22 protein-coding genes are annotated in these 21,062 nt (G+C 56.7%); 14 read left to right on the forward strand and 8 right to left on the reverse strand.

Annotated elements, in window-relative coordinates:
* Window positions 1–5: 5 nt before the first annotated feature.
* From pqqE to JJL52_RS15330, 7 genes are all read right to left on the reverse strand, one after another.
* The gene (pqqE, locus tag JJL52_RS15300; RefSeq protein ID WP_202053356.1) at window positions 6–1,133 is read right to left on the reverse strand and encodes a pyrroloquinoline quinone biosynthesis protein PqqE; all 1,128 of its coding nucleotides are present in this window, start codon (window positions 1,131–1,133) and stop codon (window positions 6–8) included.
* On the reverse strand, window positions 1,111–1,383 hold the full coding sequence (gene pqqD / locus JJL52_RS15305; protein WP_202053357.1) for a pyrroloquinoline quinone biosynthesis peptide chaperone PqqD: 273 nt from the start codon (window positions 1,381–1,383) through the stop codon (window positions 1,111–1,113). The genes pqqE and pqqD overlap by 23 nt, the downstream gene beginning before the upstream one ends.
* Window positions 1,384–1,520: 137 nt before the next feature.
* Entirely contained in the window at window positions 1,521–2,201 is a 681-nt protein-coding gene (locus tag JJL52_RS15310; RefSeq protein ID WP_202053358.1) for a 4'-phosphopantetheinyl transferase family protein, read from the reverse strand.
* Window positions 2,202–2,232: 31 nt separating this feature from the next.
* Window positions 2,233–3,924 (reverse strand): gamma-glutamyltransferase, encoded by a 1,692-nt coding sequence (gene ggt / locus JJL52_RS15315; RefSeq protein WP_202053359.1) that lies wholly within the window; start codon window positions 3,922–3,924, stop codon window positions 2,233–2,235.
* A complete protein-coding gene (locus JJL52_RS15320) occupies window positions 3,905–4,066 on the reverse strand; it encodes a hypothetical protein (RefSeq protein WP_202053360.1) in 162 nt (53 codons plus the stop codon). Before JJL52_RS15320 ends, ggt begins: the two co-directional genes overlap by 20 nt.
* A 30-nt stretch (window positions 4,067–4,096) precedes the next feature.
* On the reverse strand, window positions 4,097–4,438 hold the full coding sequence (locus tag JJL52_RS15325; protein WP_202053361.1) for a DUF2782 domain-containing protein: 342 nt from the start codon (window positions 4,436–4,438) through the stop codon (window positions 4,097–4,099).
* 88 nt (window positions 4,439–4,526) lie between these two features.
* Complete coding sequence (locus JJL52_RS15330) at window positions 4,527–5,102, reverse strand: DUF2058 domain-containing protein (RefSeq protein ID WP_202053362.1); 576 nt, start codon at window positions 5,100–5,102, stop codon at window positions 4,527–4,529.
* Window positions 5,103–5,254: 152 nt separating this feature from the next.
* Here JJL52_RS15330 and msrB point away from each other — a divergent pair, with 152 nt between their 5' ends.
* Window positions 5,255–5,653 carry a peptide-methionine (R)-S-oxide reductase MsrB gene (msrB, locus tag JJL52_RS15335; protein ID WP_202053363.1) on the forward strand — a complete coding sequence of 133 codons (399 nt, stop codon included), beginning with the start codon at window positions 5,255–5,257 and terminating at the stop codon, window positions 5,651–5,653.
* Window positions 5,650–6,963 (forward strand): M18 family aminopeptidase, encoded by a 1,314-nt coding sequence (locus JJL52_RS15340; protein WP_202053364.1) that lies wholly within the window; start codon window positions 5,650–5,652, stop codon window positions 6,961–6,963. The genes msrB and JJL52_RS15340 overlap by 4 nt, the downstream gene beginning before the upstream one ends.
* Before the next feature lie 257 nt (window positions 6,964–7,220).
* On the opposite strand, the gene pgi is transcribed toward JJL52_RS15340, so the two are convergent.
* Window positions 7,221–8,861, reverse strand: coding sequence for a glucose-6-phosphate isomerase (gene pgi / locus JJL52_RS15345; protein ID WP_202053365.1), 1,641 nt, complete (start codon window positions 8,859–8,861; stop codon window positions 7,221–7,223).
* A gap of 271 nt (window positions 8,862–9,132) precedes the next feature.
* Here pgi and JJL52_RS15350 point away from each other — a divergent pair, with 271 nt between their 5' ends.
* From JJL52_RS15350 to rfaD, 12 genes are all read left to right on the forward strand, one after another.
* On the forward strand, window positions 9,133–9,726 hold the full coding sequence (locus JJL52_RS15350) for a hypothetical protein (protein ID WP_202053366.1): 594 nt from the start codon (window positions 9,133–9,135) through the stop codon (window positions 9,724–9,726).
* Window positions 9,727–9,826: 100 nt separating this feature from the next.
* Window positions 9,827–10,741, forward strand: coding sequence for a cupredoxin domain-containing protein (locus JJL52_RS15355; protein ID WP_202053367.1), 915 nt, complete (start codon window positions 9,827–9,829; stop codon window positions 10,739–10,741).
* A gap of 72 nt (window positions 10,742–10,813) precedes the next feature.
* Entirely contained in the window at window positions 10,814–11,239 is a 426-nt protein-coding gene (locus JJL52_RS15360) for a YqaA family protein (RefSeq protein WP_202053368.1), read from the forward strand.
* 141 nt (window positions 11,240–11,380) lie between these two features.
* Complete coding sequence (locus JJL52_RS15365) at window positions 11,381–12,166, forward strand: hypothetical protein (RefSeq protein ID WP_202053369.1); 786 nt, start codon at window positions 11,381–11,383, stop codon at window positions 12,164–12,166.
* A gap of 6 nt (window positions 12,167–12,172) precedes the next feature.
* Window positions 12,173–13,255, forward strand: coding sequence for a glycosyltransferase family 9 protein (locus JJL52_RS15370; protein ID WP_202053370.1), 1,083 nt, complete (start codon window positions 12,173–12,175; stop codon window positions 13,253–13,255).
* Window positions 13,256–13,402: 147 nt separating this feature from the next.
* Window positions 13,403–14,626, forward strand: coding sequence for an O-antigen ligase family protein (locus JJL52_RS15375; RefSeq protein ID WP_236994286.1), 1,224 nt, complete (start codon window positions 13,403–13,405; stop codon window positions 14,624–14,626).
* Window positions 14,619–15,371, forward strand: coding sequence for a glycosyltransferase family 2 protein (locus JJL52_RS15380; RefSeq protein ID WP_202053371.1), 753 nt, complete (start codon window positions 14,619–14,621; stop codon window positions 15,369–15,371). The genes JJL52_RS15375 and JJL52_RS15380 overlap by 8 nt, the downstream gene beginning before the upstream one ends.
* Window positions 15,368–16,207: a glycosyltransferase family 2 protein gene (locus tag JJL52_RS15385; protein ID WP_202053372.1), complete on the forward strand. Its 840-nt coding sequence runs from the start codon at window positions 15,368–15,370 to the stop codon at window positions 16,205–16,207. The genes JJL52_RS15380 and JJL52_RS15385 overlap by 4 nt, the downstream gene beginning before the upstream one ends.
* The gene (gene msbA, locus JJL52_RS15390) at window positions 16,204–17,991 is read left to right on the forward strand and encodes a lipid A export permease/ATP-binding protein MsbA (protein WP_202053373.1); all 1,788 of its coding nucleotides are present in this window, start codon (window positions 16,204–16,206) and stop codon (window positions 17,989–17,991) included. Before JJL52_RS15385 ends, msbA begins: the two co-directional genes overlap by 4 nt.
* Before the next feature lie 74 nt (window positions 17,992–18,065).
* On the forward strand, window positions 18,066–18,602 hold the full coding sequence (locus tag JJL52_RS15395; protein WP_436231528.1) for a D-sedoheptulose-7-phosphate isomerase: 537 nt from the start codon (window positions 18,066–18,068) through the stop codon (window positions 18,600–18,602).
* Window positions 18,583–20,007, forward strand: a complete 1,425-nt coding sequence (gene hldE / locus JJL52_RS15400; protein ID WP_202053375.1) for a bifunctional D-glycero-beta-D-manno-heptose-7-phosphate kinase/D-glycero-beta-D-manno-heptose 1-phosphate adenylyltransferase HldE — start codon at window positions 18,583–18,585, stop codon at window positions 20,005–20,007. Before JJL52_RS15395 ends, hldE begins: the two co-directional genes overlap by 20 nt.
* Window positions 20,004–20,966 carry an ADP-glyceromanno-heptose 6-epimerase gene (gene rfaD, locus JJL52_RS15405; RefSeq protein WP_202053376.1) on the forward strand — a complete coding sequence of 321 codons (963 nt, stop codon included), beginning with the start codon at window positions 20,004–20,006 and terminating at the stop codon, window positions 20,964–20,966. The genes hldE and rfaD overlap by 4 nt, the downstream gene beginning before the upstream one ends.
* Window positions 20,967–21,062 lie beyond the last annotated feature (96 nt).

Here is a 21,062-nt window from a genome sequence, read left to right on the forward strand (position 1 = left end):
AACGGTTAGGCCAACTGACGCGAGTTTTTGCTGTTCCGGAAAATCAACGGTTTTTCGTCGGCCGTCAAAGCGCTGTTTCTTGCCGAAGCGATCGCCTCATCGATCAGGTGGTGATCCGGCGACTTGCTGCACACCGGATCGGCTGCGTACATGTCGCCGGACAGGAGATAGGCCTGGCAGCGGCAGCCGCCGTGGTCTTTGTGTTTTTCGTCGCAGCTGCGGCACGGCTCCTTCATCCAGTCGTCGCCGCGGAAGAAATTGAACGCTTTCGACTCGTTCCATATCCGCTCGATGCTGGAGTCTCTCACATTCGGACAGTCGAGGCCGGGCAGCACGCGCGCTTCGTGACAGGGCAGAGCCATCCCGTCCGGGGCGATGGTCAAAAAGGTGGTGCCCCAGCCGTTCATGCAGGCTTTCGGGCGGTTCTCGTAATAATCGGGCACCACATAGTAGATTTTCATCTTGCCGGCGACTTTTTCCTTGAACGCCTGCGCGATTGCCTCGGCCTGTTCGAACTGTTCCTTGGTCGGCATCAAGAGGTCGCGGTTCATATGCGCCCAGCCGTAATATTGCGTATTCGCGAGTTCCAGATAATCGGCGCCGAGTTCCTCGGCCATCGCCAGGATTTCGGGCATCTGGTGGATGTTCTCGCGGTGGATCACCACGCACAGCACCATCGGATAGCCGTGCTTTTTGACCAGATGCGCAACCTTTTTCTTATGCTCGAAAGAAGCGGTGCCCGCAATATGATCGTTCAGTTCCTGGGTGCTGGCCTGGATGCTGACCTGGATATGGTCGAGTCCGGCTTCCTTCAGCTCGACGATTTTTTCCTCGGTCATGCCGTAGCCGGAGGTGATCAGGTTCGAATAGTAGCCGAGCCCGCGCGCATGACGGACCAGTTCGGCCAAGTCCTTGCGGGTCAGCGGTTCGCCGCCCGAAAAACCGAGCTGCACCGCGCCCATTTTGCGGGCTTCGGAAAGCACTCGCTTCCAGTCCTCGGTGCTCAGTTCGGAAGGGTAATTACTGTAGTCGACCGGATTCGAGCAATACGGGCATTGCAGCGGGCAGGCGTAGGTCAATTCCGCCAGCAGCCAGCGCGGCGGGGTGATTTTAAGGTTGTTGGATCCAGCCATTTTTGAGCGCGATGTCGAGGAAAGCGGTAATGTCGTTAGTCAGACCGGAGGCGGCGAACTTCTGTTCCAGTTCGCTGACGATCTGGCCGAGATTGTGCGCGCCGTCGCACAGCTTCAGGATCTCGGCCGAGCTCAGGTTCAGTTCGACCATGCCTTCGGGATACAGAATGACGAATTTTTGTTGGGCTTCCTCCCATTGCAGGCGGTGCAGGGGTGAAAATTTGAGCGGTTGGTCCGGATTGATCGTCATGTCGTATTCAGTCAGCCAGTACGGCGGTTAGAAGGCAATGAAAAAAAATTTCTTATGAAGGGGATACCCTTGCCGAAGACGGGAAGCATACTGACCGGCACGGAAATGTCAAATGATTCGATTGGCCCCATCCGAATTTAAAGCGTCCGGATAGTCATCGCCGCAATCGGTCCGTCTACGGCGACCGCGCCGAGCACACTGCCGCCGATATCGAGGTCGTGAAGCGACCAGTCGCCGGAAGCTCCGCACGAGGCGGGTACATGCAGCATTCCCGTGGGGTTGGCGGGATCGATCACGCAATCACGCAACCCCAAGCTGATGCCTTGGCCGACGGCTTTCACGAAAGCTTCCTTGCGGGTCCAGAAATAATAAAAGGCAGCCAATCGTTCCGTTTCGGGCAGGGACTGCCAATAGGCCATTTCTTCGGCGCCGAAGCATTTATCGGCCAAGGCACGCAGATTGGCTCTGGGCTTGCAGGTCTCGATATCGATACCGAGCCTGCAGCGTCGGCCGACCGCGATAACGATCCGGTCGGCCGTATGCGACAGGTTGAAGGCGATGTCGGGAAAATCGATCAGAAAGGGCTTGCCGTGGGTATTTCGGGTAAAGCGCAGCCGTGCCGGCGCGGCGTTGACCGTTTTACCCAGCAGGAGCCGCAGCCGGGCATGGGTTTCGGCATAATAATCCTGTCTTTGCGGGATTCTGATCCGCTGCGCGCGGGCTCTTTCCTCGTCATCGAGAAGGCTCCGGTAAAAAGGGAGATCGGCAGGGGAGGCGGCGAGCCGGCCGAGCCAGATGTCCAGGGAATGTTTATTCATGGGCGGTAGACGGCCGGATGGGTATGGATCATCAAGGCCTCACGAGCGCCAGCCCTTCGCCGCGCGGATCGCTGCCGGCACTCAAGGCGCGCGTTTTTTTATTCCAGAGTACCGCCTGCATGTCGCCGTAACGTTCGGTCAAGGCGGTTAAGCGATGGCCCTTTGCGGCAAGGGTGGCGGCTTCGGCCTGACTCAGCGCGCCGGGCTCGTATTGAATCCCATCCGGCAAATACTGGTGATGAAAGCGCGGCAGGCTTACCCACGAATCGGGATCGTGGCCTTCCGCATAGTCGAGCGCCGCGAGCAGCACCATCGAAATGATCCGGCTGCCGCCGGGCGAGCCCAGCACCGCGACCCCGCGTTCGTTTTCGAGAAAGGTCGGCGCCATGCTCGAGAGCATTCGCTTGCCGGGTTGAATCGCGTTCGCCGTGCCGCCGACCAGCCCGAAGGCATTGCCTGTGCCCGGGCTGCTGGCAAAATCGTCCATCTCGTTGTTCAGGAGCACGCCGGTTCCTGCCGCGACGAAGCCGGACCCGAAAGGTAAATTGATGCTCAAGGTTGCCGCGACCCGGTTGCCGTCCCGGTCGATGATCGAAAAGTGAGTCGTGTTGGCGGCTTCGGCGTTTTGCTCGGGTTCGCCGGCCAGCATCGCACTCGGCAACGCCTTGTCGAAGCGGATCGTGCTGCGCAGTCCCGCCGCATAATCGGCGTTCAATAGGCGCTCGACCGGAACATATCCATAATCGGGATCGCCGAGGTACAGCGCGCGGTCGTGGTAGGCCCGGCGCATCGCCTCGACGATCAGATGCTTGCGGGCCGTTTCGTCCGCCTTTTCCAGATCGTAACCCGACAGCACATTCAGGGCTTCGATCAGCACGATGCCGCCTGATGAGGACGGCGCGGCGCTGGTGACCTTGATTCCGCGGTATGCGCCTTTGACCGGCCGGCGCTCGATGATCCGGTAGGAAGCGAGGTCCGTTTCGCTCCAGATGCCGCCGGCGGCTCTGACGCTATCGACGAGTTTTTCGGCTACTTCGCCGCGATAAAACCCGTCCCGGCCCGATCGGGCGATCCGTTTGAGCGTTTCGGCCAGATCCGGCTGGCGCAGAACCGAGAAAGGTTCGGGCAATTTGCCTTTGGGCAGGAAGATGCGCGAAGCGGACGGGAAACGGCGGATCACCGGCTGCCGGGAACCGAGCAGTTTATGAAATTTATGGCCGACAGCAAAACCGTTCTCAGCATGGCGGATCGCCGGCGCGAGCGAAACCGCCAGCGGCAGGCGGCCGTAACGTTCCGCCAAATGCGCCAGCCCGGCCGGCATGCCGGGTATCGCGGCGGCCAGGGCGCCGTCGGTCGAGGCGCCGGGGCGGCTCCGGTACATGTCAGCACGTGCTGCATAGGGCGCTTTTTCGCGGCCGTCGATCATCGTTTCGAAGCCGTCGCTTGCGCGGTGCAGCAGCCAGTAGCCGCCCCCGCCCAGCCCCGAGCCGGAAGGCTCGACTACCGCGAGCGCCGCGCTGACTGCGACGGCCGCATCGAACACGTTCCCCCCTTTGGCGAGGATTTCGAAACCGGCGCGCGTGGCTAAGGGGTGCGCGCTGGCGATGGCGGCTTGCGCGGGTTGCGGTTCGGAAGGAGGGTTTGCCCGCAGCGGCGCCGTAACACACAGCAGGCAGGCGTAAAGGCAGGCCAGACGCTTCGGCTTATGCATCCGGTTCGTCATAAAGTTTGATCACCATACGCTTGAACCATGCCGGACGGAACAGCACGACATAGATGCCAATCACGCTGGTGACCGGCATCGGGCCGATGCCGAGTACGGTCAGCAGGATCAGCACGATCAACAGCTTGATCCTCAAGTTCATCGACGAGCGCTTATTCACGGAATAAGGGCGTTAATCCCACTCCAGAATCTTCCACATGTTGATTTGACTGCCCCGGTCACCGTCATTACCCTGTACGTCCATCCGCCCGTCGCCGTCCGAATCGATGAAATAATAGGGCGGGCCGATGTCCGGAATCACCTTGATCATATAGAGCCGGCCGCCTTGCCGATATTCCTGGATCGTGTTCTTGCCTTTGCGGATGATCGTAATGTCGGGTTCCAGCGTTTCGCCGCTCTGCACCGGCAGAGGCGGCTCGGGGACTTCTTCGGGAATTTCTTCGAGTTTGGGCGGCCGTTCGTCAACCGCATAAGCCGGCAAAGCAAGACACCAGAGCAGAAAAAATCGGCGCATGACGGTTGTTTCCAAAGTCAGAAATCGGGTTATCTTAATCGGTTGAACGAACCGGCCGCAAATAAATCGCGGCTTGAACCACCGGGCGTTACCAGACCAGATCATCGGGAATCTGGTATTTGGCATAAGGATCATCGCAGTTTTCGACCGGTGCGGCGGAAGCATCGTTCCATACGATCACGCAGGCCGGGTCGCGCTCGCGGATCTTTCCGGCAATCTCGACCGGCACCACTTCGTAGCGTTTGCGCAGTCTGACGATGGCCAGCTTGCCGTCGGTGATCTGTTCGCGCATCGCTTTCGGTACGAACAGTTTCTTAACCTTGTTCTGGTCGGTAAAATGATAAGCCTGGCTGTCGTCGTATTCCTCGATCGCAGTTTCGTCGATCGCGATACGGTTGTTTTCGATCAACTGCCGGATCTGCCCGGCAAGCTGTTTTTTCTCTTCCTGCTCCTGTCTGAGCCGGTTCAGTTCCTTATCGCGTTCGGCCTGTTCGGCCAGCGCTTGCTGCGCCAGCCGTTTGGCTTCATCGACGGCCTGCACGTTATTATGGCGCTGCTGCTGAACCTGTTTATGCTTATCGGACTTGGCGGTCCTGGCCTGGGCGGTGGTGACAAGGCCCGCCTTCAATAATTGTTCCTGCAGCGATAATTTTTTTTGACTCATATCCAACATTCCGGTGACATCATTGGGATGCCATTATAAAAGCGTCCCGAGTCATGTCAAAAAGGGATGTTTTACGAACCGGGCAGGCCGGTTTTGCGATGCCGCCGCGGGCGGGTACAATGAATCGATAGTCAAGGCACGAGGGATACTTCATGAACGACAATTCCAATCATAGCGACGAACAATGGCGCGACAAACTGACGCCCGAGCAATTCGCGATCTGCCGTCTGAAGGCGACCGAAGCGCCGTTCACCGGCAAATACACGGATTGCGAGACGCCGGGCATTTACCGCTGCGTCTGCTGTGGCAATCCGTTGTTCGAGTCCGACACCAAATACCATTCGGGTTCGGGTTGGCCGAGTTTTTGGGATGTGATGTCCGAAAACAGCGTCGCCGAACATTCGGACAACAGTCACGGCATGCGCCGGGTCGAGGTTGTCTGTAAAGCCTGCGGCGCGCATTTGGGCCATGTGTTTCCGGACGGCCCGCAGCCGACCGGCCTGCGCTACTGCATCAATTCGGCGGCGCTCGACTTGCAGGAAAAGTCATGACCGCCAGACAACACGCCCAGCAGCTGCTGGACTTCATCGACAACAGCCCGAGTCCGTGGCATGCGGCCGCTTCGATCGAAACGGCGGCCAAGGCGTTTCTGTTCGAAAGACTCGATGAAACCGCGAAGTGGCAGCTGCAGGCGGGCGGGCGCTATTACGTGGTGCGCGACGACTCCTCGATCGTGCTGTTCGTGCTCGGCCGGAAAGCGCCGGCCGAAGCAGGCTTCAGCATCGTCGGCGCGCATACCGATTCGCCCGGCCTTCGGCTCAGGCCGAATCCGGCGACCGCCAGCGACGGACTGATCCGGCTCGGGGTCGAGATTTACGGCGGGCCGATCCTGGCGACTTTCACCGACCGCGACCTGAGCCTGGCCGGACGGATCAGCTATGTCGACGACCGCGAACGGATTGTGCACACACAGGTACGGTTCGAACGGCCGTTGCTGCGTTTGCCGAATCTGGCGATCCATATGAACCGGGGGGTGAACGAAGACGGCCTGAAGCTGCACAAGCAGAACGAATTGCCTTTATTGCTTGCGCAACTGGCCGCCGAGCAGCTGCCGCAGCCTTATTTTCTGGCGCTGCTGGAACAGGGTGCCGGCATCAGCGCAGCGCAGGTTCTGTCCTGGGACCTGGCCGTTTACGATACGCAGAAAGGCGCGTTCTGGGGCGCCAACCAGGAATTTATCGCGAACGGACAGCTCGACAATCTGGCTTCCTGCCATGCTGCGCTGCAGGCACTGCTGGACGAGAACATTCTGAGTCAGGCCGACAGTACCTTGGTCTGCGCGTTTTTCGACCATGAAGAAATCGGCAGCGAGAGTCCGATCGGCGCGGCCGGCAGTTTTCTGACCGATATCCTGCAGCGGATCAATCTCGCCGTCTCGCCGGATGCCGAAGACGCAGCCCGTGCGCTGGCCCGAAGCTTCTTGATCAGCGCCGACATGGCGCACGCCTATCAGCCCAATTTCGCGTCGGCTTACGATCCGGACCATAAGGTCCACGTGAACAAGGGGCCGGTGATCAAATTCAACGCGAATCGCCGCTACAGTTCCGAAAGTGTTTCGGCCGTGCGTTTCATCCACTGGTGCGAGGAAGCGGGCGTGCCTTACCAACGCTATTCGCACCGCAGCGATCTGCCTTGCGGCAGCACGATCGGACCGATCGCCTCGGCAAAGCTGGGCATCCGCGCGGTCGATGTCGGCTGCCCGCTCTGGGCGATGCACAGCATCCGCGAGAGCGCCGGAGTGCTGGACCATGAGTATATGATCCGGGTATTGAAGCGTTTCTTTAAAGGTGAAGGCGATTGAATCGATGGAGCGGTCCGTAATTGAACCCGTTTCCTCAGGCAGAGCATAGGGTGAATAAACGAAGCGCATCCACCACACAAGTGCCGGATGCGCTGATTTAACTCCCTACTCTTCTGGCAGGGGTGAAGAATACCCTGCCTTTTGCTCAGAGAGGGCGGAAGCCCTGATTCGGTTGCCGGGGTCGGTCTATTCCGCTTCCCTTCATGCTCTCCGGATCTACAAAGCGGCCGGCTGGAGCCGCTGACGCGTGCGTACGACTACGCGCGTTCTTTATATTGTTTGTAGGCGTTGATCAGTCCGTTCGTCGAACTGTCATGACTGCTGATGGTCTGGTCGTTTTTCAGTTCGGGCAGGATTACCTTGGCAAGCACTTTGCCGAGTTCGACGCCCATCTGGTCGAACGAGTTGATATTCCAGATTACGCCTTGCGTGAAAATCTTGTGTTCGTAAAACGCGATCAGGGAACCCAATGTTCTCGGCGTCATCTTTTTATACAGGAAGGAATTGGAGGGTTTGTTGCCGTCGAATACTTTCGAGGCGACCAGCACCCGATCTTCCCGTTCTTCGGGCGACAGCCGGGCTTTGACTTCTTCCTCGGTCAGACCGTTCATCAGCGCTTCCGGTTGGGCGAGGAAATTGGATATCAGAATGTCGTGGTGCTCGGGCAGAGGGTAATGGCTGTTTGCGGCAGCCATGAAGTCGCACGGGATCAGCTTGGTGCCCTGATGGATCAGCTGGAAGAAGGCGTGCTGGCCGTTTGTGCCGGGCTGGCCCCAGATGATCGGGCCGGTGCTGTAGTCGACCCGGTTGCCGTCCATGTCGACGCTTTTACCGTTGCTTTCCATGTCGCCCTGCTGCATATAGTCTGCGAAATAGCGCATCGACTGGTCGTAAGGGATCACCGCGTGCGAATCGGCATCGAAAAAATTGTTGTACCAGACGCCGAGCAGGGCCATGATGACCGGGATGTTCTTGTCGAAGGGCGTATGGCGGAAGTGTAGGTCGGCTTCGTAGGCGCCTTGCAGCAGTTCTTCGAAATTATCCATACCGATGCTCAGCGCGGTCGATAAGCCGACCGACGACCACAGCGAATACCGTCCTCCAACCCAGTCCCAGAACTCAAACATGTTCTCGGTATCGATCCCGAACCGGGCGACATTCTCCGCATGTGTCGAGATTGCGACGAAATGTTTCGGAATCGACTCTTCGGATCCCGAGCGTTCGATAAGCCAGTTTCTGGCCGACCGGGCGTTCATCATGGTTTCCTGGGTATTGAAAACCTTCGAGGCGATCACGAACAAGGTCGTTTCGGCGGACAAGGGTTTCAGCACCTCGACCAGATTGGTCTGGTCTACATTCGAAACATAGTGGACTTTGAGCCGTTCCGAACCGTAAGGGGACAGCGCCGCGGACACCATTTTGGGGCCCAGGCCGGAGCCGCCGATGCCGATACTGACGATATCGGTGATGGCCTTGCCGGTATAGCCTTTCCACTCGCCCGATCTGACCGCTTCGCAAAAGGCGCGCATTTTGGCCAGTACGCGGTTGATGTCCGGCATCACGTCTTTGCCGTCGACATAAACGGGCATGTTGCTGCGGTTGCGGAGTGCCGTATGCAAAACGGCGCGGTGTTCGGTCGTGTTGATGATTTCACCGTTGAACATCGCCTCGATTTTTTGCTTAAGGCCTTGCGTTTCGGCCAGTTCGACGAGGAGGGAGAGGGTTTCTTCGTTGATGCGGTTTTTGGAGTAATCGAAAATGATGTCGTCGAGCCGGAGGGAGAACTTTTTGAAGCGGTTCGGGTCTTTCCTAAAAACTTCCCTCATCGATTCGTTTTGAATGTGTTGAAAGTGGGTTTTGAGTGCGATCCACGCTTTGGAATTAGTCAATGACGACATTTTTAGGGACTCCAATCTAAGATAATCCGAATTATAGGTGTAAGTCTACGGAAATGAAGGGAGTATGGCAATAGAACATTGGGGGGAGGGAAAAGGTTTGGCGGATTACCGGCCGGAAGGTTATCAATGCCTTGAATTTAAGGGTTTCGTTATGCTAGAGTGGCTTGCTGGCAATTGACTTTATTCGAAATAAGGTTATTTTGGGGAGTTCAAGCGCTGCTTAGAGCTTAGTTGTTGTAAATATAATAATTTATCGAAACTGGAAGGCATTATGAACAGAGCACATTTTATCGCAAAAGGTTTTCTAGGAATGCTGGGCCTGCTGCTGTCTGCGGCGGTCTGGGCGCACGGCGGCGCAGCGGGTACCGATACCGATCAATGTAAATTCGAGCTGGAGCCAAGTCACTGGATCCATTACACAGCCTATCAGCCGAAATCCTATCCGGCCGAAGAGTTTTGCGGCAAACTTCCAGGCGCTGCTACCCCGACTCAGCTGGTTTTCGATTATCAGGACATGAGATACCGCAACATGTCGGTTGAATTTGAAGTCACCAAAGAGCCGGAAGGTACCCGGGTATTTTTCCTGCCTGCCAGCAAGCACAAATCCGGCACCGTCAATCTGGACTTGCCGAACGGCGTACCTGAAGCCGGCAAGTATCTGATCCATATTACACTGGTTCCTGATCAAGGCGACCGTCTGGATGCTCATATGAGCTTCACCGCCGGGACCGGTGCGCCGACCAGCACATCCAGCTATGTGCTGTATATCCTGTTCGCGTTTGCAGGTGTGTATGGACTGTATCTGTCCAATGCCGCATTCAAAAACAAAGTCGACGGTTTGCTCGGAAAGAAAAAGAGCGCCTAGTTTTTGAGTCCTCTAAGGGCTCGGTTTTTGTTCGCGTTAACGCCTTTCCTGCCGGAAGCGTTAACGCGGAATCTTAGTTTGAAGTTGTAGAGGTAAAGTAATGGTGAAATTATTGTGGGCCGGAGCATTGGTTCTGGGATTTGCTGCGCCGCTCGCGGCTCAAGAATATGAAGACCATAATAAGATGCTGATGGATCACGGCGCCGGCCACTTGATGGACATGGGCGGCGGAATGGTAATGGGGCAAAATACCGATACATTGCCGGGTGGCTGCGACAAGATTTCGGAAACGAAAGAAATCACCGTCCATGCCGGGCATAAATACGCGGAGAAATTTCCGGGCAGGATGTTCGCATTCGACACCCAGGAATTCCAGTTCAAACCTTGCACCAAACTGACGGTGCACTTCATCAACGAGGACGGCATCAGGCATCAATGGATGATGCACGGTTTACCGAAATATCTCTATCCGAAAGGCATGTTTCACCTGGAAGTTTCGGGCCCTGCCAAGATTTCCGGCACTCTGATTCTGCCGCCGGGCGACAAAACCTATCTGGTGCATTGCGATATTGCCCAGCATATGGAAAAAGGCATGAAGGCGCAGCTGAAAGTCGGCGCGGGCAGCGGCGATTTGCCGAGCATTCCGGGCGTGACTGCGCTTGAAATCCCCGATGATTACACCGGCAGTGCTATTCCGGTTATCGCGAAGCCGGCTGTTGCTTCGGCGACTTCTTCCGAGCCAGCTTCTGTGTCGTCGCCTACTCCTTCTGCCGTTTCGGCGCCTGCGGCTCAGCAAGACGATTCTTTCGTTTCCGGCATTACCGTGATCGGTCTCGCGATCGGCTTATTACTGGCGCCGGTATTGGCCCGTACCTTTAAAGGCATGACATTCTCCGAAGCCGCCACACATGCATTCGTGTTGCTGCGCCAGTTTATCGAGCTGTTGCTGGGCTTGATCGCTAAGCTGGTCAAGATGGTTTCTTCGAATAAGTCGAAGATGTTGCCCCGCGGCTGATTTTAATTTTAAATGAATTCTGCCGGACCCCTGCATGCAAATTGCAGCAGGGGTTTTTATTGAGTATCGAAAATGCAGGAAGCCTGGTTTGAAATCGGCGGTTTGTTTGTCAGCGCCTTTGTCTCCGCCACCATCGCGCCCGGAGGTTCCGAAGCGGTATTGGCTTATTTGATTGCGGAAGGACGCCATCCGGCCCTGACCTTGGTCGGCGCCGCGACGCTCGGCAATACCCTCGGCGCAATGACGACATGGGGATTGGGCATGTTGGCCGCGAAACGTTATCCGGCGGCTTCGCTATTGCCGGAAAAATCGCAAAAAGCGCTGGATGTGGTTACTCGACGAGGTGTCTGGGCTTTACTTTTTTCCTGGCTGCCGGTCATCGGCGATGCGCTGTGTTTTGCGGGCGGCTGGTTGAAATTGCCGCTGTTGACCGGTACGCTTGCGATTCTGCTCGGCAAACTCGGCCGGTACGGGGCAATCGCCTGGGTATTCGGTTAAGGATTTCCACACTCCAACTACGAAGGCCTTTTCGAAAATTAAATTGAGCCGCGCTTCGGTCCTTTGCCGTTAAAGCTGCGGATTCTGGCCGGAAGAGCGGTATTTGAATCGAGCTGATAAATAATAATTATAGAGGTGCATGTGCTACGCCATTTTCCGAAGGCAGGGGTTGTCTATTCCCATCGAAAACGCGACTATTTCATCGCGGGCTTTACGTTTTTCTGTGTCGCGGTCTGTCTGTTGAGCGATGCGAACGCAAGTATCGAAAAGCAAAATGCGCTGGGCGTTTGCGCTTGGGTGTTTTTGATCGGCTTGCTGCTCGGTGAAAACAAGGAAATTCGGGTACAGGTTGCGATTGCGGTCGCGTTCGCGACAATCGGTGAGCATTTTGCTTCTCCTTTCATGGGCGGCTATACCTACCGCTATCATAACGTGCCTGCCTATGTGCCCCCGGGGCACGGAATGGTATATCTGACCGCGGTTGCGCTGGCCCGCTCCGGTTTTTTCCAAACCTATGCGCGCGAAATCGCCGGTTTTGTGGTGCTGGTTTGCGGCGCCTGGTCTTTCTGGGGCATCAGCGGGCTCAGTGAGCAGGGCGATTGGGTCGGCGCGCTGCTGTTCGTGGTGTTTCTGATTTATCTGTTCAAGGGGCGCTCGCCGATGGTGTATTTGGCTGCCTTTTTCATCACCACTTGGCTGGAATTGATCGGCACCGCGGCCGGCACCTGGAAATGGGCCGCGATCGATCCGGTATTGAAACTGCCCCAAGGCAATCCGCCGAGCGGGGTTGCCGCCTGGTATTGCCTGGTCGATGCGGTGGCATTAGGCGGGGCGCCGCGGGTGCTGGCGATCGCCAAAACGCTGGGTGCGCGCTGGCGGGCCAGAGCGGACAAAAATGCCTGGCAGGGCGCCGGCAGCGGCGAATAGCGCGCCATGCCGCTCATAAAAGCGTATTCCTTGAAGCGTCCGCCCGCCCGGATTTTGCTGATCGCGATGCGGTTCCTCGGCGATGCGCTGCTGACGACGCCGCTGATTCATTCGCTGAAACAGGCCTTTCCCGAAGCGAAGATCGATATCCTGATCTACCGTAACACCGCCGGAATGTTTGAAGGCAATCCCGACATCAATCGGATCATCGCGACGCCCCATCGCCCGAAATTTCGGGATTATCTGGAGTTTATCCCTCGCATTTTCAGGCGCTATGATTTGGCGCTTGCGGTGCAGGCCGGTGACCGCCCCTTTATTTACAGCCTGATCGCAGCGCCGTGCCGGGTTGGGGCCGTGCCGCCCAAAGGCGCCACCGGTTGGTGGAAGCGTTATTTTCTGAACGGCTATGCCGAGCATGATAACGAACATACGCACACGGTGCTGCAGAACCTGAAACTTGCCGATGCGCTCCGGATACCCCGAAGTCATGCCCTGATACCTCCCCATAGCGATTCAGTAAAATCCTTTTTACTGTCTCCGGAATACGCGGTGCTGCATCCCTATCCGCAATGGACTTACAAGCAGTGGACGAAGGAAGGCTGGCTCGAAATCGGCCGCTATCTGCGCCGGAATGGAATGCGGCTGGTGCTCTCGGGCGGACCTGGAGCGGAGGAAATCGGTTATCTCAATGAACTCCAAAGCGAACTGCCCAAAGACACCCTCAATCTGGCTGGATGCGTTCCCCTTGGCGAATTGGCGGGAATCATTGCGCGGGCCAGATGCTTCGTCGGACCCGACACCGGCATTACCCACTTGGCGGCCGCGACCGGTATTCCGGTCGTTGCGCTGTTCGGTCCGACTAACCCGGTAAAATGGACGCCATGGCCTTACGGTTACGGTCAGGACAAGAATCCGTTCGAAAAATGCGGCGATCGGCAAGTGAATAATGTGTATCTGATCCAGGGTGAGGGAGATTGCGTTCCGTGCGATTTGGAAGGCTGCGAGCGGCATCGGTCGAGCCGCAGCGAATGCCTCCGCCGCTTGCCTGCACAGCGCGTGATCGAGGCGATACGGCAGGTATTGCAGTAGCATCGGCCGGAATTGTCCCGTTTCGGTCGAATGTCGCCGCGAGTAGATGGCAGGCAGATCGATGCACATTTTTTTTTAAGGCTAGGCTACAATAACAGCCCCCCCTTTTTGAACGCAAAAAGAGGGCCGATTTACCTCATTTTACGCATGCAGATATCGTCTAACATCAATTTACCTATGCGCGTTCAGGAGCGGCTTCTGAATATGGGCGGCATGACCGTGGCCCTGTTTCTCGCCGGGATTTATTTCTCGACAGCGATCGCGCTGGTCGCTTCGATCGTGGTCGGTTTGATCTGGCTGCTGTCGGCGCGATTTGTCGGTTTGACGACCGTACTGAAGCGTTATCCGGTCGCTGTCTGGTCTCTGCTATTGTTCGGCTGTTTGATCGTGGGCCTGGCTTACGGCACTGCACCGCATGACGAGGCGATCGCTTCGTTGAAAAAATACCGAGAGCTGCTGTTCATCCCCATATTACTCTCTTTATTGAATAAACCACGTTATCGCGACTTTGCCTGGCGGGCATTTATGATAGCTTCGCTGGTGTCGTTGGGGATTTCTTTTCTGATGAGCCTGGATGTTCTGGAAACACCCTCTTACCATGGGCCTTCCTTGAAAAGCCGGATCACCCACGGCATTTTTATCGGCTTTTTTGCTTTTTATTGCCTGCACCGGGCGATGGATGAGGAGGGCTCCCCGCGTTTGTATCTGCTTTTGTTTTTGCTCGCCGTGTTCAATGTGTTTTTTGTCGTCGAAGGACGCACCGGTCAATTGATGGTCCTGTTGCTGATCGTGTTGTTTGCGGTGCAGCGCTTAAGTCTCAAGGCCTGTTTATGGGCCTGCCTGGCCTTGGTGATTTTCTTCGGGTTGTTTCTGGGGTTTTCGAACAAGGCCAAGCGGGTCTTTGAAGGGATCGAAAATACTCAGGCCTATATGCAGGAAAAGCCGGAACAGGCCGATTCGTCGATGGGGCAGCGTTATACGTTCTGGAAATATTCGGCCAAACTGATTGCTGAAAAGCCGCTGTTCGGGCATGGTACCGGTAGCTTTGCCGAAGAGTATGCGCGTGTCGCGCAAGGCGAAAAATTGTTGGCGCAGCATCCGCACAATGAATTTTTGTTTATCGGTGTGCAGCTCGGTTTATTCGGATTGATTCCTTATTTCGGCTTTTTAGGCAGCCAGTTTTACGAATCGCGCAAATTGCCTAATCGGGAAAAATGGTTGGCGCAAGGTTTGTTGATTTCTTTGCTGATTACCAGCCTTTTCAATACCCCCATTTACGACCATACCGAAGGCCACTGGTTTGTCGTGATGATTGCGCTTTGTTTCGCGGCCTTGGAGTCCGGCGAAAAGGCGGGCATCGCGCATGCTTAGCATAATCGTAATCACGAAAAACGAGGCGGCTCATATCGGCCGCTGCCTGGAATCGGTCAGTTGGGCCGACGAAATCGTCGTGCTCGACTCCGGCAGCAGCGACGAGACGGTTGCGATTTGCCGGCGTTTCACGGACAAAGTGTTCGAAACCGGCTGGCCCGGTTTCGGGATTCAGAAACAGCGCGCGCTGGATAAAGCGCAAGGCGACTGGATCTTTTCGATCGATGCGGACGAAGTCGTAACGCCCGAATTGAGGCGGGAAATCGAACTTGCGATCGCATCGCCGCTGCTTAACGGCTACGAAATTCCCCGCTTGTCCGATTATTGCGGCCGGTCGATCCGGCACGGCGGCTGGTGGCCGGATCATGTGCTCAGGCTGTTCCGGCGCGAAGCGGGACGGTTCACCGATTCGGCCGTGCACGAGCGGATTATTGTCCAGGGCGAAACCGGCCGTCTCCAGTCGCCGCTCTTGCACGAAGCGTTTGTGAATCTGGATGAAGTACTGCATAAGGTGAACAGTTATTCGGCCCTGGGTGCGGAAATGCTTTACCGGAAAGGCGTCCGTTCTTCCTTGTCCAAAGCGGTCCTGAAAGGTTTGTGGACTTTTTTCCGGACCTACTTCGTAAAGGCTGCGCTGCTGGACGGACGGCAGGGCTTCATGCTGGCGGTATCGAATGCCGAAGGCGCCTATTACAAATACCTGAAGCTGTGGGAACTGCAAACGCGCGGCCGCCTTCCGTCATGACCCTGATTTCGGTGATCGTGACGACTTACAACTGGCCGGAGGCTTTGCTGCTTTGCCTCGACAGTCTGTTTGTACAAACCGACCGCGATTTTGAGATCGTGATTGCCGATGACGGCTCCCGGCCCGAGAATCACGAAAAGGCGCAAAGCTTTTGCAAAGATGCTCCGGTTCCGGTCGCCTATGTGCATCATGAAGATCAAGGTTTCCGTGCCGGCACGATCCGCAATAAAGCAGTAGCGAAAAGTTGCGGGGATTATCTGTTGTTCGTCGATGGCGATTGTGTGTTAATGCCCGATTTTGTTGCCCGGCATCGCCGGTTAGCCGAGGCAGGTTATTTCGTGCCCGGCAACCGGATTCTGCTCAGCCGGGGGTTCACGAATGAGGTGCTGGCCGAACGGCTGCCGATTTACTTGCGGCGCTGGCCTTATTTCTGGTGGCTTCGGCTGCTTGGCCGGATCAATCGTATTTCGGCGCTGCTGCAATTGCCGCTTGGCGGGTTGCGTTATTTTCAGCCCCGCAAGTGGGACAAAGCGATGACCTGTAACTTGGGCGTGTGGAAAAGCGACTTCGTCGCGGTGAACGGCTTCGACGAACTGTTCGAAGGTTGGGGCTATGAAGATTCCGATCTGGTGATACGGCTGATCCATGCCGGCGTCAGGCGCAAAGAAGGACGCTTTGCGGTGCCGGTGTTGCATCTTTGGCATCCCTCAAACGACAAAAGCCGCCAGGGCCTCAACTACCAGCGGTTGATGGAGCGGCTGGCGCGGGAGGACTTTAAACTCGCCGAGCGGGGCGTCGCGCAATATCTTCCCGAGTCTGTCCAGACAACACAATGAAATTATCCAGGAAAACTCAAAATAAAACCGCAGCAAAAAAAGGCAGCGCCCAGGTCTACCGGCGCCTTTTGACCTACGTCAGGCCGCACCGGGGGCTGTTTCTGATCAGTTTCTTCGGCTTTATTCTGTATTCGGGCACGCAGACCTTGTTCGCGGCCTTGGTCAAGCACATCATCGATACCCTGCAAACCGAGGCACGGGAGGGCATGTATTATTTGCCCCTGCTGTTCAGCGGTCTGATCGTGATCCACGGCATCGGCGCCTACCTCGGCAATTATTTTCTCGCGAAAGTTTCGACCAATGTAGTGCATGCGCTGCGCTGCCAGATTTTCAACAAGTACACCGAATTGCCGACGACCTATTTCGATTCGAATAACAGCGGTTACATGATCGCCCGGATTACGAACAATGTCGGTGAAGTGACCCGGGCGACGACCGACTCGGTGCGTACGTTTGTGCGCGAAGGCCTGACCTCGGTCGGGATGATCGCCTATCTGTTTTATACGAACTGGAAACTGTCGCTGGTATTCGTCGCGATTACACCGATCATTGCGGTACTGGTGACCTACGTCAGCAAGCGTCTGCGGATGATCAGTAAGCGCATCCAGGAGTCGGTCGGCGACATGACCCATATTACTTCCGAACTGGTCGGCGGCCATCGGGTCGTGCGCAGCTACGGCGGCGAAGTATACGAAAAACGCCGTTTTCTCGAAAGCAGCCTGTATAACCGGCGGCAGTCGCTGAAGCTCGCGACCACGATGGCGATTCACAACCCTTTGATGCAGTTCATCATTGCGATTGCATTGTCCGGCCTGATGTACCTGGCGTTGTTCTTCATGCAGAAAGCCACGGTCGGCGAATTCGTCGGCTATCTGACCGCGGCGTTTTTGCTGCCGCGGCCGATCCGGCAGCTCAGCGATGCGAACGGCGAAATCCAGAAAGGCATTGCGGCGGCCGAGTCTTTGTTCGAAATTCTGGACGAGCAGGGCGAGCCGGACGCAGGTGATTTTGAAACGGCCAGAAGCCGGGGCGCGCTGGAATTCAAAAATTTGTCGTTCCGCTACCCGGGGGCAGGCGACTGGGCACTGAAGAATATCAACGTCAGAATCGAACCGGGCCAGACGGTGGCATTGGTTGGCGCTTCCGGCGGCGGCAAGAGTACCTTCGCGAATCTGATCCTGCGCTTTTACCCGCACGATGCGGGTGAAATCCTGCTCGACGGTATCGAAATCAACCGCTACAAACTGGCCAACCTGCGCCAGCAGATCGCCTTGGTTACTCAGCAGGTGATCCTATTCAACGATACGATCGCGAATAACATCGCTTATGGCGCCTTGGCCGGCGCCGAGCGGAAAAAAATCGAAACTGCTGCGCGCGACGCTTATGCGCTGGAATTCGTCGACAAGCTCGATTTGGGGCTCGATACCGAGATCGGCGAGAATGGCGTCAAGCTGTCCGGCGGTCAACGCCAGCGGCTCGCGCTCGCGCGCGCCTTGCTGAAGGATGCGCCGATCCTGATTCTCGACGAAGCCACTTCGGCTCTCGATACCGAATCGGAGCGCTACATTCAGGCGGCCCTGCAAAAAGTGATGCAGGGCAGGACCACGCTGGTGATCGCACATCGGTTATCGACGATCGAAAATGCTGATATGATTCTGGTGATGGAGCACGGGCGGATCGTCGAGCGCGGCTCGCACCAGGAATTGCTCGCGCTGAACGGCGCGTATGCGCGGCTGCACCAGATGCAGGTCAAAGAGCCTGCCGAAGAAGACGATATAACCTGATCGATTATTTGTAAGAGTATTGAGAGGACGTTAATTTGAAAACCTTTATTGCCGAGCTCGAACAGCATCAGGCGATGATCGAAAAGCTCAGGATGCGCACCGATGTGATTGAATCGGCCGGCGAGCTCTTGGTCGATACGCTCAAACAGGGCGGCAAAATCCTGCTGTGCGGCAACGGCGGCAGCGCGGCGGACTGCCAGCATATCGCGGCCGAGTTCGTGGTCCGCTACGAAAAACATCGGCAGCCTCTGGCGGCGATCGCGTTGACGACCGATACCTCGATCCTGACCGCGCATTCGAACGACTATCATTTCGACAGCGTATTTGCCCGCCAGGTCGAGGCGCTGGGCACCGAAAACGACTGCCTGATCGCGATTTCGACCTCCGGAACCAGCAAAAACGTGCTGAGTGCGGCCGAGGCGGCGATCGATAAAGGGATGGCGGTGATCGGTTTGACCGGTAACGGCGGCGGCATGCTGGCCGGGATTGCGACGATGTCGGTCGTGGTGCCGGAGCAAATCACCGCGCGGATTCAGGAAGCTCATATATTGATCGGGCACTGGTGGTGCGGCTTGGTCGAGGAGGCGTTCAATGATCGCGACCACGCCTGATTTTTCCCCGGCGCGGATTCTCGTCGTCGGCGACGTGATGCTGGACCGCTATTGGTCCGGCCAGGCCGCGCGTATCTCGCCGGAAGCGCCGGTGCCGGTCGTCAAGGTCAAAGGCAGCGAAGAGCGGATCGGCGGCGCCGGCAACGTCGCGCTGAATATCGCCAAGCTGGGCGGCAAGGTGACCCTGCTCGGTGTGGTCGGTGACGATCCGGAAGGCGAAAGAGTGCGCCGCTTGCTCGAAGCCGAAGGGGTCGTTTGCGATTTCGTAGTGGCCGAAGGCGCACGCAGTATTTGCAAATTGCGGATCATGGCTCAGCACCAGCAACTGCTGCGGCTCGATTTCGAAGACACGCCGATCGCGTTCGACGGCGCACAGATGAGCGCAAAACTGAAGCGCCATCTGCCGGTGCATGGCGTGGTCGTGTTTTCCGACTACGGCAAGGGCACGCTGGCCGATGTGACGAACCATATCGCGGCTGCGAAACAGGCCGGGCTGAAAGTATTGGTTGATCCGAAAGGCGTCGATTATCAACGCTACCAGCATGCAGATGTGATCACGCCGAATTTGTCCGAGTTCTCCGCGGTGGTAGGCGCTTGCACGAGCGAAGGCGAAATTCTCGACAAAGGACGCGAGCTTTTGCAGCGCTGCAAGGTGCAAAATTTGCTGCTGACGCGCGGCGAAGCCGGCATGACGCTGATTCGGGAAACCGAAACGCATTCGCTGCCCGCGCAAGCCAAAGACGTTTTCGACGTGACCGGCGCCGGCGATACGGTGATTGGGGTAATGGCGCTCGGGGTGGCGCTGGGGCTGCCGTTGCACGAGGCGATGTGTTTAGCCAACCTGGCCGGCGGCATCGTGGTCGGCAAGCTGGGGACTTCTACGGTGTCGGTCGAGGAGTTGAGCCGGGCGCTGCATGGCGACCGCGGCTCTCAATACGGGATCGTTTCGGAAGACGAACTGATGCATATCGTTGCCCGTGCGAAGGCTCATAACGAAAAGATCATCATGACCAACGGCTGCTTCGACCTGCTGCATGCGGGGCACGTGACCTATCTGGAGCAGGCGAAAGCGCTTGGCGACCGCCTGATCGTGGCGGTCAATTCGGACGCGTCGGTCAAGCAGCTGAAAGGCGAATCGCGCCCGATCAACGGTTTAAAAGAACGGATGACGGTTTTGGCCGCGCTGGCCTGTGTCGATTGGGTCGTCGCGTTCGAGGAAGAAACGCCGGAACGCCTCTATTGCCGCCTGTTGCCCGACGTGCTGGTCAAGGGCGGCGATTACGTGTCCGATCAGGTTGCCGGCGGCGACTGCGTGATCAAGGCCGGCGGCGAGGTCAGAATTTTGCAGTTCGTCGAGGGTCAATCGACGACTTCGATGATCAACAAGGCGAGGGGGACAGCATGATCGTAGTGACGGGCGGCGCCGGGTTTATCGGCAGCAATCTGATCAAGGCTTTAAACGAACGCGGCGAGCGTGACATCCTGGTCGTCGATAATCTGCTGAATGGCCGCAAGATGCATAATTTGGCCGATCTCGATATCGCCGATTATCTGGACAAGGATCAGTTTATCCAAAGGCTCGAATCCCCCTGTTTTCTGCACCAGGTTCGGGGCGTGTTCCATCAGGGCGCCTGTTCCGCGACAACCGAATGGGACGGGCGCTTCGTGATGGAAAACAATTACGATTATTCAAAACGCCTACTGCAATGGTGCATCGGGAAGAATGTGCCGTTCATTTACGCTTCCTCTGCTTCGGTGTACGGCAGCGGCGCAAACGGCTTCCGGGTCGAACGCGAGTGCGAGCATCCAATCAATATGTATGCTTACTCAAAATTTCAGTTCGATCAGTACGTGCGGCGAATCTTGCCGGAAACCCGGATTCCGATCGTAGGCTTCCGCTATTTCAACGTCTACGGTCCGCGTGAACAGCACAAAGGCGCGATGAGCAGCACCGCATTCCATTTCAACCGTCAAGTGATCGAGCAGAAGAAGGCGCGGTTATTCGAAGGCTGTGACGGCATCCCGAACGGCGAGCAGCGCCGCGACTTTGTCTATGTCGGCGATGTGGTTGATGTGAATCTGTGGTTTTTCGATCATCCCGACCAGCGCGGCATTTTCAACGTCGGCACCGGGAAAGCCGAGACATTCAATCAGGTTGCCCAGGCGGTCATCGATTGGCACGGCGAAGGCGAGATCGAATACATTCCGTTTCCGGACCATCTCAAAGGAGCTTACCAAAGCTATACCCAGGCCGATATTTCCGGTTTACGGCAGGCGGGTTATCAGAGCGAGTTTCTGAATGTAAAAAATGGAGTTGCTAAATATCTGGACTGGCTGAATGGTGCCAGTGGCGAAAGCGCCTAATTACTAAGGGAATTTTTTGGTATTAAGATTTAGCATCGAAAAAATTTTACAAAACAGTTTGCGAAGCTGGAAAAAGTGCGTATAATGCGCCTCTCT

Origin of the sequence: Candidatus Methylomicrobium oryzae, from assembly GCF_016745425.1 — a bacterium.
Taxonomy (GTDB): Bacteria; Pseudomonadota; Gammaproteobacteria; order Methylococcales; family Methylomonadaceae; genus Methylomicrobium; species Methylomicrobium oryzae.

Excerpts from the sequence above, each read along its gene's own strand:
- pqqE (WP_202053356.1), bottom strand. The coding sequence starts at position 1,133 with ATGGCTGGATCCAACAACCTTAAAATCACCCCGCCGCGCTGGCTGCTG.
- pqqD (WP_202053357.1), bottom strand. The coding sequence starts at position 1,383 with ATGACGATCAATCCGGACCAACCGCTCAAATTTTCACCCCTGCACCGC.
- JJL52_RS15310 (WP_202053358.1), bottom strand. The coding sequence starts at position 2,201 with ATGAATAAACATTCCCTGGACATCTGGCTCGGCCGGCTCGCCGCCTCC.
- ggt (WP_202053359.1), bottom strand. The coding sequence starts at position 3,924 with ATGACGAACCGGATGCATAAGCCGAAGCGTCTGGCCTGCCTTTACGCC.
- JJL52_RS15320 (WP_202053360.1), bottom strand. The coding sequence starts at position 4,066 with ATGAACTTGAGGATCAAGCTGTTGATCGTGCTGATCCTGCTGACCGTA.
- JJL52_RS15325 (WP_202053361.1), bottom strand. The coding sequence starts at position 4,438 with ATGCGCCGATTTTTTCTGCTCTGGTGTCTTGCTTTGCCGGCTTATGCG.
- JJL52_RS15330 (WP_202053362.1), bottom strand. The coding sequence starts at position 5,102 with ATGAGTCAAAAAAAATTATCGCTGCAGGAACAATTATTGAAGGCGGGC.
- msrB (WP_202053363.1), top strand. The coding sequence starts at position 5,255 with ATGAACGACAATTCCAATCATAGCGACGAACAATGGCGCGACAAACTG.
- JJL52_RS15340 (WP_202053364.1), top strand. The coding sequence starts at position 5,650 with ATGACCGCCAGACAACACGCCCAGCAGCTGCTGGACTTCATCGACAAC.
- pgi (WP_202053365.1), bottom strand. The coding sequence starts at position 8,861 with ATGTCGTCATTGACTAATTCCAAAGCGTGGATCGCACTCAAAACCCAC.
- JJL52_RS15350 (WP_202053366.1), top strand. The coding sequence starts at position 9,133 with ATGAACAGAGCACATTTTATCGCAAAAGGTTTTCTAGGAATGCTGGGC.
- JJL52_RS15355 (WP_202053367.1), top strand. The coding sequence starts at position 9,827 with ATGGTGAAATTATTGTGGGCCGGAGCATTGGTTCTGGGATTTGCTGCG.
- JJL52_RS15360 (WP_202053368.1), top strand. The coding sequence starts at position 10,814 with ATGCAGGAAGCCTGGTTTGAAATCGGCGGTTTGTTTGTCAGCGCCTTT.
- JJL52_RS15370 (WP_202053370.1), top strand. The coding sequence starts at position 12,173 with ATGCCGCTCATAAAAGCGTATTCCTTGAAGCGTCCGCCCGCCCGGATT.
- JJL52_RS15375 (WP_236994286.1), top strand. The coding sequence starts at position 13,403 with ATGCAGATATCGTCTAACATCAATTTACCTATGCGCGTTCAGGAGCGG.
- JJL52_RS15380 (WP_202053371.1), top strand. The coding sequence starts at position 14,619 with ATGCTTAGCATAATCGTAATCACGAAAAACGAGGCGGCTCATATCGGC.
- JJL52_RS15385 (WP_202053372.1), top strand. The coding sequence starts at position 15,368 with ATGACCCTGATTTCGGTGATCGTGACGACTTACAACTGGCCGGAGGCT.
- msbA (WP_202053373.1), top strand. The coding sequence starts at position 16,204 with ATGAAATTATCCAGGAAAACTCAAAATAAAACCGCAGCAAAAAAAGGC.
- JJL52_RS15395 (WP_436231528.1), top strand. The coding sequence starts at position 18,066 with ATGATCGAAAAGCTCAGGATGCGCACCGATGTGATTGAATCGGCCGGC.
- hldE (WP_202053375.1), top strand. The coding sequence starts at position 18,583 with ATGATCGCGACCACGCCTGATTTTTCCCCGGCGCGGATTCTCGTCGTC.
- rfaD (WP_202053376.1), top strand. The coding sequence starts at position 20,004 with ATGATCGTAGTGACGGGCGGCGCCGGGTTTATCGGCAGCAATCTGATC.